The organism is Flavobacterium sp. M31R6 (assembly GCF_013284035.1).
Classification (GTDB): Bacteria; Bacteroidota; Bacteroidia; order Flavobacteriales; family Flavobacteriaceae; genus Flavobacterium.
On sequence record NZ_CP054141.1, the window covers coordinates 1,056,459 to 1,071,925 of the forward strand.

At 36.8% G+C, this 15,467-nt stretch carries 10 protein-coding genes; 4 read left to right on the plus strand and 6 right to left on the minus strand.

What is annotated here, in order from left to right:
• Positions 1-2: 2 nt before the first annotated feature.
• Positions 3-1,034: an energy transducer TonB gene (locus HQN62_RS04250; protein ID WP_173503448.1), complete on the minus strand. Its 1,032-nt coding sequence runs from the start codon at positions 1,032-1,034 to the stop codon at positions 3-5.
• 60 nt (positions 1,035-1,094) lie between these two features.
• Between HQN62_RS04250 and HQN62_RS04255 the strand changes: the two genes are divergently transcribed.
• The 3 genes from HQN62_RS04255 to pbpC all read left to right on the plus strand — a co-directional run bounded on the left by HQN62_RS04255 (position 1,095) and on the right by pbpC (position 10,123).
• Positions 1,095-1,538 (plus strand): nucleoside deaminase, encoded by a 444-nt coding sequence (locus tag HQN62_RS04255; protein WP_173505508.1) that lies wholly within the window; start codon positions 1,095-1,097, stop codon positions 1,536-1,538.
• A gap of 334 nt (positions 1,539-1,872) precedes the next feature.
• The gene (locus tag HQN62_RS04260; protein WP_173503449.1) at positions 1,873-7,518 is read left to right on the plus strand and encodes an alpha-2-macroglobulin family protein; all 5,646 of its coding nucleotides are present in this window, start codon (positions 1,873-1,875) and stop codon (positions 7,516-7,518) included.
• 229 nt (positions 7,519-7,747) lie between these two features.
• Entirely contained in the window at positions 7,748-10,123 is a 2,376-nt protein-coding gene (gene pbpC, locus HQN62_RS04265) for a penicillin-binding protein 1C (RefSeq protein ID WP_173503450.1), read from the plus strand.
• A gap of 185 nt (positions 10,124-10,308) precedes the next feature.
• Here the strand turns inward: pbpC and HQN62_RS04270 are convergent, their stop codons facing one another.
• Positions 10,309-11,175, minus strand: coding sequence for a DMT family transporter (locus HQN62_RS04270; protein WP_173503451.1), 867 nt, complete (start codon positions 11,173-11,175; stop codon positions 10,309-10,311).
• Positions 11,176-11,283: 108 nt separating this feature from the next.
• Between HQN62_RS04270 and HQN62_RS04275 the strand changes: the two genes are divergently transcribed.
• Entirely contained in the window at positions 11,284-11,664 is a 381-nt protein-coding gene (locus HQN62_RS04275) for a heavy-metal-associated domain-containing protein (protein WP_116796277.1), read from the plus strand.
• Between the two features lie 60 nt (positions 11,665-11,724).
• Here HQN62_RS04275 and gldD read toward each other — a convergent pair whose 3' ends face one another.
• From gldD to HQN62_RS04295, 4 genes are all read right to left on the minus strand, one after another.
• The gene (gldD, locus tag HQN62_RS04280; protein ID WP_173503452.1) at positions 11,725-12,288 is read right to left on the minus strand and encodes a gliding motility lipoprotein GldD; all 564 of its coding nucleotides are present in this window, start codon (positions 12,286-12,288) and stop codon (positions 11,725-11,727) included.
• A 7-nt stretch (positions 12,289-12,295) separates the two neighbouring features.
• Positions 12,296-13,591, minus strand: a complete 1,296-nt coding sequence (locus HQN62_RS04285) for a gliding motility-associated protein GldE (RefSeq protein WP_116796275.1) — start codon at positions 13,589-13,591, stop codon at positions 12,296-12,298.
• A 23-nt stretch (positions 13,592-13,614) separates the two neighbouring features.
• Positions 13,615-14,055, minus strand: coding sequence for a single-stranded DNA-binding protein (locus tag HQN62_RS04290; protein ID WP_116796274.1), 441 nt, complete (start codon positions 14,053-14,055; stop codon positions 13,615-13,617).
• Positions 14,056-14,281: 226 nt separating this feature from the next.
• On the minus strand, positions 14,282-15,457 hold the full coding sequence (locus HQN62_RS04295) for a hypothetical protein (RefSeq protein ID WP_173503453.1): 1,176 nt from the start codon (positions 15,455-15,457) through the stop codon (positions 14,282-14,284).
• Between the last annotated feature and the right edge of the window lie 10 nt (positions 15,458-15,467).

Sequence of the window (15,467 nt, forward strand, 5' to 3'; positions counted from 1 at the left end):
GTTTAATACGTTTGCTCGTCTTTAATGGAAATTGAATCAATTTTTGAAATATATTCAGTCCTAAAAAAAGATTTTTTTAGGACTTTTGTTTTGACAAATAAGGTTATGTAATATTTATTACTTACTGGTTTTCCATTTTGAAGACCTGGACGCCAATTTTTAGCTGTTTTTAAAAGTTGGACAAACTCTTCTCCAGTTCCGTTTTCTAAATCTTTTATTATTTTAATGTCACTTAAGCTTCCGTCTTTTTTAATTATATATGAAGCTTGAATTTTACCGTTTAGGGATTCTCTGTTTTTGGGGAAAATATAATTTTTCTGGATATGGTTTTTAAATTCATTTTCGCCTCCAGGATATTCAGGATTGTTATAAATAGTTTCCCAGATTGTCACGGTTTCTTTATCAATATCTTTTGTTTTGTTTGAAATCACTTTGTTATTGATTCTCGAAAGATCGATAGTGACTTCTGGAGAAATATTACCCATAGTAGTCATTTCAATAAGTGAATCATTGTTAGGTTTACGATATTTGTACTTCTTCTGATTGGGCTGTTTTGTAAATTTAACCTGGTCTATTTTGGGAGGTGGTGGAGGTGACGGAATATTATGAAGTGTATCATTTGGATTGTACTTCGCATCGCCAACCATAATTCTATCAGTTTCTGGTTTAGGTTCGTTTACAATTTCAATTTTATCGATTTTTTGTTTGCTTCCGTTTTTATCAGAACAACTAAATAAAGTCGTTCCCATTGCTATAAATAAAGCCAATAAAAACATTTTGTGATAATGCGTTTGCGAATATAAAACTTGATTTGGAATTTGGATCGTCAACGAATTCAATTGAGAATTCTTAAATCGTCCGCAAATGTTGTTGTGCTGTTGAAAATATAATTGGATTTCATCAGGCAACATATTGGTAAAATCGATTACATTTTTGGAACAGCTTCCACAAAATCGGCCATTGTCATTTGAAGTCATTTTGTTCCAATCTTCGTGACAGGGTTTTGGAATGGTGATTTTGTGTTTTGTGTGCATAATTTCGATTACTGAATTTTAAAAGTAATGAAAATTACTTCAAAAGTGTACTTTTGTTTTATGGAAAACATCTTTACGGACGAGTACTTTATGAAGAAAGCTTTGCAGGAAGCTGAAACGGCTTTTGCTAAAGGCGAAATCCCTGTGGGAGCTATAATTGTGGTAAATAATACCGTAATTGCCCGAAGTCATAATTTAACCGAATTGCTAAATGACGTTACCGCTCATGCGGAAATGCAGGCCATTACCGCTGCTGCCAATTTCCTTGGCGGAAAATACCTTAAAGATTGCACGCTTTACGTTACATTGGAACCTTGTCAAATGTGCGCCGGAGCTTTGTACTGGAGCCAGATTACCAAAATTGTTTATGGAGCCAGTGATGATCACCGTGGTTTTATGAAAATGGGTACTCAGTTACATCCCAAAACAGTTGTTGTTCGCGGGGTTATGGCGAATGAAGCTTCGGAACTGGTGAAACGGTTTTTTGCTGAGAGAAGAAAATAGTCTTTTTAACCGAAATCCCTAGCCCAGATTGCTTCGCCAGTTCGCTCCGCTCGTGTAAAGTAATCTTTTTATTTTTCCTTTAAAAATAAAAAGATTACTTCACTTAATTTTTATTTTCATAGGAGTTTAGTGAACTTCGTTTGTAACGCATAGCTGGAAATAGTTCCTAAAAATTACCTTCAAAAAATATTTTACCCCCAAAGAATTTTCTTCTTAAAATAATAAAATAAATACTATACTTTTACTACAATATAATATGTGTTTTTGCAGTTATGGTTTTGACTGCGATATGTTGCCAAAATTTTAATTTGTAACCCATTAACTCTAAATAAAAGTGAAAACAAAAGGATTAATTTTCGTGTTTTTTGTATGTGTTTTGTTTCAGGCTTGCGGCCGAAAATCAGCCGCCGATTTTAATTCCGATTTTTCATTATTTAAAGAGTATATAGTCAGTTTTACGGGGGGAATTGTCTCGGCACAATCGGATATTCGCGTGGTTTTGGCTTTTGATAATAACAATTGGAAAGTCAATCAGGTTTTGGACGATGATTTGTTAGATATTTCTCCAAATGTGCACGGAAAAGTGGTAGCACTTTCGAACAATACGATTGCTTTTATTCCTGAAAAAAAGCTGGACTCGGGTACGGAATATCAGGTGACGCTGCATTTGGATAAACTGAATCCAAAAGTGGCTGAAAAAAATAAGGAACTTTCCAATTTTAATTTCACGGTAAAAATCATCAAGCAGGATTTTATTGTGAACACGCTCGATGTTCAGTCTTACAGCAAGGAATACCAATATCTGAATTGTGTGCTGAAAACAGCAGACAATATCGATTTTGAAACTGCCAAAAAATTGGTTGAAGCCGAACATAACGGTAACGATTTGCATATTGTTTTTGAGAAATCGAATGCGGTTGGCAAAGAATTTAAATTCAGAATCGACAGCATTCAGCGAGTGGATTCTGCAAGTAATCTCGAGATAAAATATGACGGAAGCGATTATGATATGGACCAAAAAGGGACTATTGATTTCCCGATTACGGCACTGAATGAGTTCAAAGTAATAAAAACCGAATTGCAGGAGGGAAATAACCAAATGTTGTCTATTAATTTCTCGGAACCATTGGAGAAAGGACAGGATTTTAAAGGATTGGTGGCAATTCAAAATACCAGTAATTTAAAGTTTTCTACACAAGGAAATGTATTGAAAGTTTACTTTAATAATGACAAAGCCGTTGAAAAACCGGTTGAAGTGGCTACTGAAGTTGTAGTTTCAGATTCTACTTCTGTTGCTGTCGATACTGCCACAGTCGCAGAACCTGAAGTTGTGGAACCTGAATCTGCGCTTACTTCCCAAAAGCTCTCAGGAGAATTATTGCTGGAAGTTTTTCAAGGGATTGAAAGTGAATACGGCAAGAAATTAAATGAAAATTACTCCGAGAAGATTTCATTTGATCAAATTAAACCCAACGTTCGTTTCATCAAGAACGGTACTATTTTGCCAAGTTCCAGTAATTTAAAACTTAATTTTGAAGCCGTAAATCTAAGTGCGGTTGATGTCAAAGTGTTTAAAATTTACAAAAACAACATTCTTCAATTTCTTCAGGACAATGAGCTGAATGGTACTCGAAATTTGAAAAGGGTCGGACAGCCCGTTGCTAAATCAACGCTTTATCTCAATGAAAACAAGTTAGTCAATCCAAGCAAATGGAACACTTTTGCTTTGGATTTGTCCAAAATTATAACTCCAGAACCGGGGGCTATTTACAGAGTGGAGTTCTCGTATAAAAAAGCCTATTCTTTATACAAATGTGAAAACTCAGAAGCAGATGATAGCGACAATGAGGAAGCAGAAGAAGTGGATGAAAAAGAGGTGAATTACAGTCAAAACGCCTACGATGATTACTACTATGACGATTATGAATGGAGGGAAAGTCAAGATCCATGTTCCAGTTCGTATTATTATAATGCCAAGATCGGAACCAATATTTTGGCGTCGGATGTTGGGGTAATTGCCAAAAGAGGAGAAAATAAATCGTATTTATTTGCCGTAAACAATATCATTACTACCGAACCCATTTCAAATGCAAGAGTGGACTTGTATAGTTTTCAACAGCAAAAATTGGCTACAGGCACAACAAGTAGTGAAGGGATTGCCAGTTTTCAGTTGGACACCTTTGCCTATTTTGCCATTGTGACTTATGGAACGCAATCCACTTATGTACGTCTCGATGACGGAAATTCGTTGTCAGTGAGTAATTTTAATGTTTCGGGCGAAACGTTGCAGAAAGGTCTCAAAGGCTTTATTTATGGGGAACGCGGGGTTTGGCGTCCTGGCGATAATTTGTATTTGTCTTTTATTTTGAACGATGCTTCGAATAAATTGCCGTTGGGACATCCTATAAAATTCAGATTGAGCGATCCTAACGGAAAAGTGACGTATCAAACGGTTCAAAAAATAAATGAGTGGAATCATTACGCTTTTACCGTGCCAACAGAAGCAGATGCACCAACGGGAAGTTGGGAGGCAATGGTCAGTGTCGGTGGAGCGAAGTTTTACAAAAACATCAAAATCGAAACCATCAAACCGAATCGTTTGAAAATTAAAAATACGTTCAAAAGAGCGGTGCTTTCGTCTTCGTACCCAAACACAAGTAATCTTGAGGTGACGTGGCTTCACGGGGCTGTCGCCAAAAATTTGAATGTCGAAATGCAGGCTAAATTTTCACAACAAGCAACGACTTTCAAGAATTATGAAAAGTATGTTTTTGATGATTTGGTACGACAATTCAGCACTGAGGAAATTACTGTTTTTTCGGGTAAATTAGATGCCAACGGAAAAGCCAATACTGCTATAAATCCAAAAATACAAGGAGTGGCGCCTGGTATGCTCAAGGCTTCGTTCATCACAAAAGTGTATGAGGAAGGCGGTGATTTCAGTACTGATGTTATCTCGACTACCTATTCTCCATTCAATACTTATGTTGGTTTGAAATCACCGGAGCCTAATAAATACGGTATGTTGGAAACCCGTAAAGTGAATCAATTTGATGTTGTTACAGTTGATGAAAACGGCAGACCAAAATCGGTCAAAAATCTGGAAGTAAAAGTCTATAAAGTAGAATGGCGCTGGTGGTGGGATGCTTCAAGCGATAATCTGTCTAATTATAACTCGGATGATGCTACGACTTCCTATAAAACTTTTAGAATAAACACTGATTCAAGAGGGAAAGGGAGTGTAAGTTTTGCATTGACCGATGAAGAGTGGGGACGTTATTTAATTAGAGTCTCCGATGAGGTTGGAGGACACGCTACGGCTTTAACTGTAAATATCGATTGGCCAATGTGGTCTGGGAAAACCAAAAACACTGATGCTTCAACGGCGAATATGTTGGTTTTTTCTACCGATAAAGAAAAATATGCTGTGGGCGAAAATGCTCAAATTTCTTTCCCTTCGAGTGAAGGGGGAAGGGCTTTTATCTCTATCGAAAATGGTTCGAAAGTAGTGCAAACACTTTGGGCAGAAACCAAAAAAGGAGAAACGAAAGTAAGTATTCCAATTACGGCTTCGATGGCGCCGAATGTGTATTTCAATATTACGTTGTTGCAACCACACGCTTCGACCAAGAACGATTTACCAATACGTATGTACGGAATTGTTCCGATTGAAGTCGTGGACAAAAACACGATACTCGCTCCTAAATTAGTGATGCCTGATGTGTTACGTCCGGAACAGTCATTTGCTGTAAAAGTAAGCGAGCAATCCGGCAAAGCAATGACTTATACAATTGCGATTGTTGATGAAGGTTTGCTAGATTTAACGCGTTTCAAAGCTCCAAACGCTTGGGATAGTTTTTATGTTCGAGAAGCTTTGGGTGTAAAAACCTGGGACATTTATGATGATGTGATTGGTGCCTATGGTGGAAAAGTGAATCAGATTTTCAGTATTGGTGGTGACCAAGATTTGGGTGGCGGTAAAGCTAAAAAAGCGAATCGTTTCAAACCAGTTGTGATTTTTATGGGGCCTTTTAAATTGGAGAAAGGTCAAACCAAAACCCATCAGATAAAATTACCTAAATACATTGGTTCGGTAAAAACAATGATTGTTGCTGGTGATGCGACTACAAGTGCCTATGGAAGTGTTGAAAAAGCAACTCCTGTGCGCAGTCCGTTGATGGTTTTGGCTTCGTTGCCGAGAAAAATTTCTCCATCTGAAAAAGTGACGATTCCGGTTACTGTTTTTGCAATGGAAAAAAACATCAAAAGCGTTACGGTTCAGATTAAAACCAATAATGGATTAAAAGTTATAGGTAGCGCAACACAAAGCTTATCATTTGCCCAACCTGACGAAAAAATGGCCTATTTCAATTTGGCTGTTGGTTCTGTTACCGGAATTGGAAAAGTGCAGATTGTGGCGACTTCGGGCAAGGAAAAATCCGTATATGATGTAGAGATTGATATGACGAATCCTAATCCTGTTACCAATGCGTTTACAGACGTGATTTTGGAACCAAACAGTTCTAAAACTATTTCTTGGAAAACGTTTGGTATTTCGGGAAGCAACAAAGCAAAATTGGAGATTTCTTCGATGCCAACCATCAATTTGAATGGAAGATTGCAGTATTTGATCCAATATCCTCACGGTTGTGTGGAGCAAACTACATCGTCTGTTTTTCCGCAATTGTATTTGAATGATATTGCCGATTTGGATGCCTATCGCAAAGATTTGATTCAAAAAAATGTAACCGCAGGAATTACCCGACTGGGAGGTTTTCAATTATCGAATGGTGGAATAACGTATTGGCAAGGCGGTACAGAGGCAGATGATTGGGGTTCTTCCTATGCCGGGCATTTTATGATAGAAGCAGAGAAAAAAGGATATTTTTTGCCTATCAACTTTAAATCAAAATGGATTTCGTATCAACAAAAAGAAGCCAAACAATGGCGATTTGAAAAACGATACGGTAATGATATGGCTCAAGCGTATCGCTTGTACACCTTAGCATTGGCGGGTGCACCCGATTTGTCTTCAATGAACAGATTACGTGAAACCAAAGGTATTTCGAACGAAAGTAAATTGCGTTTGGCTGCGGCTTATGTATTGGCTGGACAAAAATCAGCGGGTTTGACTTTATTATTGAACAGTACAATTGATGATGATTCTAACTACAGTTATTACTATTATGGTTCTGTCGATAGAAACCGTGCAATGGCTTTGGAAACGATGTTATTGCTTGGGCAAAAGCAAAAAGCATTTGCAATGGCAACAAAATTGGCCAAAGATATGTCAAGTGACCAATGGATGAGTACGCAAACTACAGCTTATTGCCTTTATGCAATGACCAAGTTTTCGGTAAGCAACGGTGCCAAAGGAATCGATGTTCAGTTTAGTAAAGACGGAAAAGCGCAAACTATCAAAACGATGAAAACGATCGCAGATAGAAGTTTGGTTGTAAAAATGGGCTCGAATAGTTTGACTCTAAAAAACAATAGAAAAAACAGGTTATTTGTTCGTGTGCTGAATACAGGAATTCTACCAATAGGGCAGGAAAATGCTATTCAAAGTAATGTTTCGGCTTCTATTGTTTTCAAAAATAGAAAAGGGGGCGTTATTAATGTGTCCAAAATTAATCAGGGAACAGAGTTTATTGCTGAAGTAACCGTTAGAAACCAGAAAAATGAGCATGTAGAAAATGTAGCATTATCTCAAATTTTGCCTTCGGGTTTCGAAATTGTAAATACCCGTTTCACGGATTACGGAGACGCAACCAATAACGTAGCCGATTATATTGATATTCGCGATGACAGGACGAACTTCTATTTTGGACTGAAAGCTGGAGAAGTAAAAACTTTTAGAATATTATTGAATGCTTCTTATTTAGGAACCTATTATTTGCCAGGATTGCAATGCGAAGCGATGTATGACAATACATTTTTGGCAAGAACCAAAGGTTTTTGGGTTGAGGTGATAAAGTAAACATTGCTATTAATGAGTCACGGATGACAAGGATAGAAAGGATTTTACACTGATTGAAATAAGGTGTTTGGCTCATGAAAAAATCTGTGTGAATCTGCAAAATCTGCGTGCAATATTTTCGCGCAGATTTTGCAGATTTGTGCTGATAAAATGGAGGTAATATATTGTCTTAAATTTGTATAATACTTTGCGAATAACTTTGTGACCCTTGCGGTTAAATAAAATTACTTTGAAAAACAAACTAATAGCGTTTCTACAACGCATAATCACTTGGATAAAACAGCATAAATTTAAATCATCAATGACATTTTTGCTGTTGGTGGTTTATTATTTTTCGTTGCCTAGAACTCTTTTTCAGGAACCTTATTCTACGGTGATAGAAAGTAAAGAAGGAGAATTGCTTGGTGCCAAAATTGCACTTGATGGACAATGGAGATTCCCAGCACAGGACAGCGTCCCTGACAAATTCAAGAAGTGTATCGTCTATTTTGAAGACGAATATTTTTATAAACATCCCGGATTCAATCCTGTGGCGATGGTCAATGCTTTTCAGCAAAACAGAAAAGCAGGTAAAGTCGTTCGCGGTGGAAGTACGTTGACACAACAAGTCATTCGTTTGTCCAGAAATGGGAAAAGGAGAACTTATTTTGAAAAAATAATCGAACTTATTCTTGCAACGAGATTAGAGTGGGGTTATTCTAAAAACGAAATTTTGGAATTATATGCATCTCACGCCCCTTTTGGCGGAAATGTGGTAGGTCTCGAAATGGCTTCTTGGCGGTATTTTGGCGTGCAATCTCATCAATTGTCTTGGGCGGAGAGTGCTACTTTGGCCGTTTTGCCCAATGCACCCAGTTTGATTTATCCCGGAAAAAACCAAATCAAATTATTGAGTAAACGCAACCGACTTTTGTTAAAGCTAAACCAAGAGGGAATTATCGACAAGCAGACCTACGAACTTTCGATAGATGAGCCTTTGCCTCAAAAGCCATATGATTTACCTCAAATTGCACCTCATTTATTGCAACGCGTTGCTAAGAATCAGGTAGGAACTCGGGTGAAAACTACGATAGAAATTGGACTGCAAAACAGGGTCAATCAAATTGCAAAGTATTATTACAGTCAATACAAGCAAAATGAAGTTCATAATTTGGCTATTTTGGTTATTGATGTGTCTAATAGAAAAGTATTGAGTTATGTTGGCAATTCGCCTACGGACGGCAACCATCAAAAGGATGTAGACATTATTGACGCGCCAAGAAGCACGGGTAGTATTCTTAAACCGCTCTTGTATGGAGCTATGCTCGACGATGGCGAGTTATTGCCCAATACTTTAGTGGCTGATATTCCAACACAGATTTCGGGTTATACACCTCAAAATTTCAACTTGACATTTGACGGCGCGGTTCCGGCGCATCGAGCATTGTCGCGCTCGTTGAATATTCCTGCCGTATTGATGCTACAGGATTTCGGGGTGAATAGATTTTATGAAGAATTACAGCGATTCAAATTGCGGGATATTTCAAAACCGCCAGATCATTACGGCTTATCGCTTATTTTGGGGGGAGCCGAAAGTAATTTGTGGGATTTGTGCCGAACGTATGCCGGTTTGTCCTCAACTTTGAATTATTTTAATAGAAATCAAGGACAATACAGAATCAATGAATTTGCCGAATTAAATTATGATGATAATTTTCAAGTCGATTTTGGAGATGAGACTAAGCAAAAAAACATCTTGGGAGCAGGCTCGATTTGGCTAACTTATAACGCAATGGAACAAGTCAATCGCCCCGAAGGAGATGAAGCTTGGAAATTTTATGACAGTTCGCTCAAGATTGCTTGGAAAACGGGAACAAGTTTCGGAAATCGTGATGCGTGGGCGATAGGAACTAATGCCAGATATGTGGTAGGTGTATGGGTAGGAAATGCAACAGGCGAGGGGAGACCTACATTGACAGGAGTTACCAGCGCAGCACCCATTTTGTTTGATGTTTTTAATCTGTTGCCAAGACAGCGATGGTTCGATACTCCGTATAAAGATTTGGAAGAAGTTGAAGTTTGCAGTTTGAGCGGTCATTTGGCCAAAGAAGGTTGTCCTGTCATAAAACAGCTCGTTCCCAAAAAAGGGAAAAACACTTCCATTTGTCCGTATCACAAAACGGTGCATTTGGACAAAACACAGCAATTTCAAGTCAACAGTAGTTGCGAAAACATAGAGAATATTGTGACCAAAAATTGGTTTGTATTGCCGCCCGTAATGGCTTGGTATTATAAAAGCCAGCATATCGAGTACCAGCCACTACCTCTATTTCGAAATGATTGCATGGGAATGCAAACGGCAACAATGGATTTTATTTATCCCAAAACGAATAGCAAAATCTATCTGACCAAAAATTTCAACAGCGAGGTACAGCCTGTGATTCTAAAAGTGGCTCATTCGCAACGCGAAAGCAAACTGTTTTGGTATGTCGATAATGTTTACAAAGGCGCAACCAAAACTTTCCATGAAATGCCTATTTCGGCTACGACGGGGTTTCACTACATTACTGTTGTTGATGAATTTGGAAACGAAATCCGAAGAAAAATTGAGATTGTAAAAGAGTAGTCAAGATATTTTGGGCATGCCATCATAAAGAGAAGGGCAAACTCATCGTGATGACGGTGAGTCGGCCCCCTTCTTTTTATGCTGTCGGGCTATCCATGCTACTTCGGTAGCTTATTTCTATCCCTCATGCGGTCATAGCAAGACTATTTATTGGAACCTGAATTCTGCTTTCTGTTATCCGGACACTACTTTTTAGCCGATAAATAAACGCCCACCAAAATTATAAAAGCGCCAATACACTGAACAAATGTCAATACCTCATTATCCAGCAATCCCCAAAAGAAAGCAACAATAGGAATTAAATAAGTAACCGAAGTTGCAAAGACTGGTGACGAAACCTGAATCAATTTAAAGAATATAACGTTGGCAATTCCTGTTCCGACAACTCCCAAAATCAATATAAACCAAAGAGAGTGCTGTACTTTTTCAGCGTGGACAACCTCAAAAAAATCAGTAAAATACAAAATCCCCAAAGCAGGAAATAGCAGGATTAAAAAATTCCCGGTCGTAATGCTCAAAGGCGTCAAATCTGATAAGTATCTTTTGATTAAGTTAACATTCGTGGCATAACATACCGAAGCTATCAAAACCAGAATAGCATAATAGTAATTTTGTTCGGGATGGTTGACTGCTCCGTTAAAAACTAGAAGCATACTTCCAAAAAGACCAATGATTACGCCCCAAATTTGGCTTCTCCTGAAAGTAATTCCAAAAAAAGCGGCTCCCAAAATCAGTGTGTTCAGTGGCGTTAATGAATTTAAAATAGCCGTTATCGAACTGTCGATTTGGGTCTCGGCTATCGCAAAAAGATAAGCTGGCACAAATGTTCCGAATAGTGAAGTTAATGCAATATATTTCCATTGATGATGCGGAATTTTAACCAAACTCTTAAACCCAATCAGGAGCAGAAAAATTGCCGCAAAAATAATGCGCAATGATCCCAATTGAAAAGCGGTCAATCCGATCAACCCTTTTTTTATCAATATAAAAGAACTTCCCCAAATTAAGGATAGAACAAACAAATAAACCCACTTCAATTGCTTCGACATCATAAACACTGTTTTGATGCAAAATTGTGAAAATTTTAAAAACTTCCACCTCTTTTTTCATTAATTTTGCAATCAATCAGAAGAAACTTAATCAATTAAAATAGTAGTAAAATGAATTTTACAAAATCAATCGCAATTATAGCACTTTCAGGATTGCTTTTTGCAAGCTGTAAAGACAATAAGGCCGAAGTAAAAACCGAAGCCGCTTCAACTGAAGCAACAGCTCCAAAAGTTAAAAAAGAAATTGCTGCCGCCAATTTACAAACAGCAAGTTTCAAAATAGAAGGAATGACTTGCGCCATAGGTTGTGCCGCAACAATTCAAGAAGAACTGACAGCACTAGATGGCGTTCAAACCGCCAAAGTAGATTTTGACAAAAAACTGGCTACTGTAACTTTTGACAAAACCGTTCAAACTCCAGAAAGCTTAACCAAAGTGGTTCAAGCAGCAGGTGACGGAAAAACATACAAAGTTTCCAATATGAAGTCCTAAACAGACTGATATTCTATAAAAAAAAGCATTCGCCACTGACGAATGCTTTTTTTATACTCTTTATTTCCATTTTATGGTTTCCATCAAACGCTGCATGTCGTTTTTGATATAACTGGCAGCCGGCATAATGGAATCAAAATTGGGTTTGGCATAAAAATAAACCGAACCTGTTACAAAATGCTTGATGCTGTCAGTAGCGTAAAACTGGGAATTGGTAGCAGCATTTCCATCTACTTGATAAAACATTCCATACACTTTTTTATCTGGGTTTAGATATGGTTGTTCTAATATGTCATCCGCTTTGATGACATGCTCGTAAGTTAATTTTTGAGCATCCCTAAGCAGCGCTTTTATATTGCCGTTTACAGGTTTATAGGTCAGGTAAATAGTAGCTTTCATCTTTGGATATGTGATAGAATATCCACAATCTTTGTCTTCTTTTATAATTGCTTTGGAATTCATATCAAATTCAAATGGGCAATGACCTTTAAGTGTGACATATTCCGCTTCGGGGTAATCTAGTCTTAAATAACTGGCTGGTTTAGGCAAAACATCATTTTTACATCCAACTACAGTATAAAAGAATGTAAAAAGTAGCGCTATAGCTATAAATTTTTTAAGCATTTTAATTTTATTCAATCGTTACTTTAATTTGTTTGATACGTTTTTGGTCCGCGGATTCGATGACAAACGTACAGTTTTCAAAAACTATTTTATGCCCCTTTTTAGGAAAATTGCCTAAAATTTCAAGAATAAATCCTGCCAACGTTTCTGCTTCCCCTTTTTTCTCTTCAAATAAATCTTCATCAACATCAATAATCCTATAGAAATCTTTCAGGTTTATTTTGCCTTCAAAAATATAATTTTTATCATCAATTTTAGAAAAATTAACGGGTGCATCATCATATTCATCACTGATTTCCCCAACTATTTCTTCAATAACATCCTCTAACGAAACCAATCCTGATGTTCCTCCATATTCATCAACCACAATGGCCAAATGGCTTTTCAAACTTTGAAAATCTTTGAGCAAATTGTCCAATTTTTTATTTTCGGGAACAAAGAAGGGCTCTCTTAATAAAGTGGTCCAGTCAAATTCGATATCATTGATATATGGAAGTAAATCTTTGACAAACAAAACGCCTTCTATTTGGTCAATATTATCTCGATACACAGGAATTCTGGAGAATCCTTTTTCTATGATTTTTGGGTAAATTACTGCAAAAGACTCGGTGATTTCCAAAGCAAAAATGTCTATTCTTGGACTCATGACTTGTTTAGTGTCTGTGTTTCCAAAAGACACGATTCCTTCCAGTATTTTTTGTTCTTCGGTTGAAGTCTCACCAGTATCGGTCAGTTCTAAAGCTTGAGATAGTTGGTCTATCGAGAAATTTGATTTTTGTTTTCCCAATTTATTCTGTAAATACAAGGTGATCGAACGCATTGGAATACTTACTGGTGACAATACTTTGTCTAATCCTGAAACGGGATAAGCAATTAATTGGGCAAACTTTATATTGTTTCTGCTGGCATATACTTTTGGCAAAACTTCACCAAAAAGCAATAACAGGAAAGTAACTAAAATTACTTCGGTTATGAATTTTAAAACAGGCGATTGTATCGCTGCAAAAAGATCTTTTCCAACAAATGAAAATAGAATAACAACTGCAATGTTAATGAAATTATTGGCTACGAGTAATGTTGCCAAGAGTTTTTTTGGTTTCTCCAAAAGGCGGGATATTATTCTTCCTTTGGAATTATTTTCCTGAAAGGAATCGTCTAAATCTTTTTGCGATAAGGAGAATAATGCTACTTCGGCACCCGAAACTATTGCAGAGCAAAACAGCAAAATAATAATTCCGATAAAACCGAATATTAAGGTAAGGTCAACTTGAGAGGCAATCTCTAAACTGGGCTCTGGGTCCAAATTCTTATAAATTAGTTAAACAATTAAAACGGCAAGTCATTGATAGGCAAGTCGTTATTTTGTGGGTCAAAGTTAGTGTTTTTTGTGGATTCCGAAGAATTTATTGCTTTATTGCTTTCAGTATCTTTTTTGGTAGTCAAAAAAGTAAACTCGGTCACCTGAATTTCCATTGTATGTTTTGTCGAACCGTCTTCGGCTTGCCATTGTCTTGATTTTATTCTACCCTCTACATAAATCTTATCTCCTTTCGAAAGGTATTTTTCGCAGATTTCAGCCGCTTTGTTGCGAACTACTAGATTGTGCCATTCGGTAGAAGTGATTTTTTCGTTGGTCGTTTTGTTGACATAGACTTCATTTGTGGCTAATTGAAATCTTCCGATACAGTTTCCTCCGTCAAAATAATGCATTTTGACATCGTCGCCAAGATGGCCTATAAGCATCACTTTATTTAATGTTCCGTTCATGATTTGGTGGTATTTCTATCAAAGGTACATTATTTTTTGAAAACTACTTTTATTGGATTTCTATAAATAATTGCATTAATCCCGGATTCAGGATTAAAGAGCTTATAACACAGATTTACACAGATTAATTTGTGATAATCTGTGAAATCTGTGTTGTAACTAATAGGTTTTATGTCTAATGCGTAATCTCGGTTAATTCAGTTTTACTAACCCCAAATTACTTTTGCTACTTCCCGCTTTTTTTGATTAATGCCCAAACGCTTTCGTTAAAGTTGCTTCTGTTGATTCCTGTTAGTTTCTCAAGAACCTTGAAATAATTATCATTGTTTTTTTCGTATTTACCACAACTAAGCAATTCAATAACGGCAGGGAATCCTTTTTCTTTTTCGATTTTTTCAACGATTAAAGCGTTAATCAAATAGCTAACGATTAGATGTTTTTCTTTGCTTTCGCCAAAATTATAAAACCCGTCATACAAACTCAACCAATCTGATTTTGGATTGGAGGCTACTTTTTCTTTGAATGTCTTTAGGATTTGTGCCCAACTAATTCCCCAACTTCCTCCGTAAAGATAAGCGCAACCTTCATCAACTGGTTTGTTGATTGTATTTTTTGGAATAGCATTTCTAGCTCGTTCGTGCCATAAATCGTGGGGGTCAAAACTATTGAAATTGGTATTATAAGTTCCATTTACCAATAAAGTAGTATTGTTTTCATTGGCATTAAAAGTGCTCACAGAACGTCCATTATATTCTAATTTATACAAAACTCCAATGCTTTTAAGCAGTTCCGGCATATCGTTGCATCCGTACCAACTGATATTGTCCTGCTGGGCATTTAGTTTCTTGTCAAACAATGCGACATCTTTTACATACTCAGTGGCGACTTTGGTGTTTAGTTCTTTTTTAAAATGAAAAGTAGTATTCCCTATTTTTTTGGTTTGCCAAGAAAGTGTGTTACGTTGCAAAGGGGATAGGAAATAGAATTTGTCGTCTATGTATTTGGCAAGAATTTCAAAACTGGCGTTTAAAACTGGTGTGTTTTCATTTATACCTATGTAAGAGAACTGGATTATGAAATTGCTTTTGTCGATTTGCACCACATTGGTTAAATAACCTTTGTAGAAATTATCATCTTTGAATTTGACACTTTTCTCAATTCCTTTCATTTCGTCCAAAAGGATTGAAGTTTCAAGTAAATCATCTTTTAAGACAAAAACATTCTCTTTGTTTGGGCTTTCTTTTTGACTCAAAAAACCATTTAAGGATTTCAGAAGATGATTGGCTATCAAAGTGTCTTTTGGTAAAACGATATTTGAAGGGACGATTAAAGGATTGGTTTGTGCAAAAGAAAGAGTCGTTATAAAGAGTAATTCGATTAATAAAGATTGTTTTGATTTCATATTATTGTTT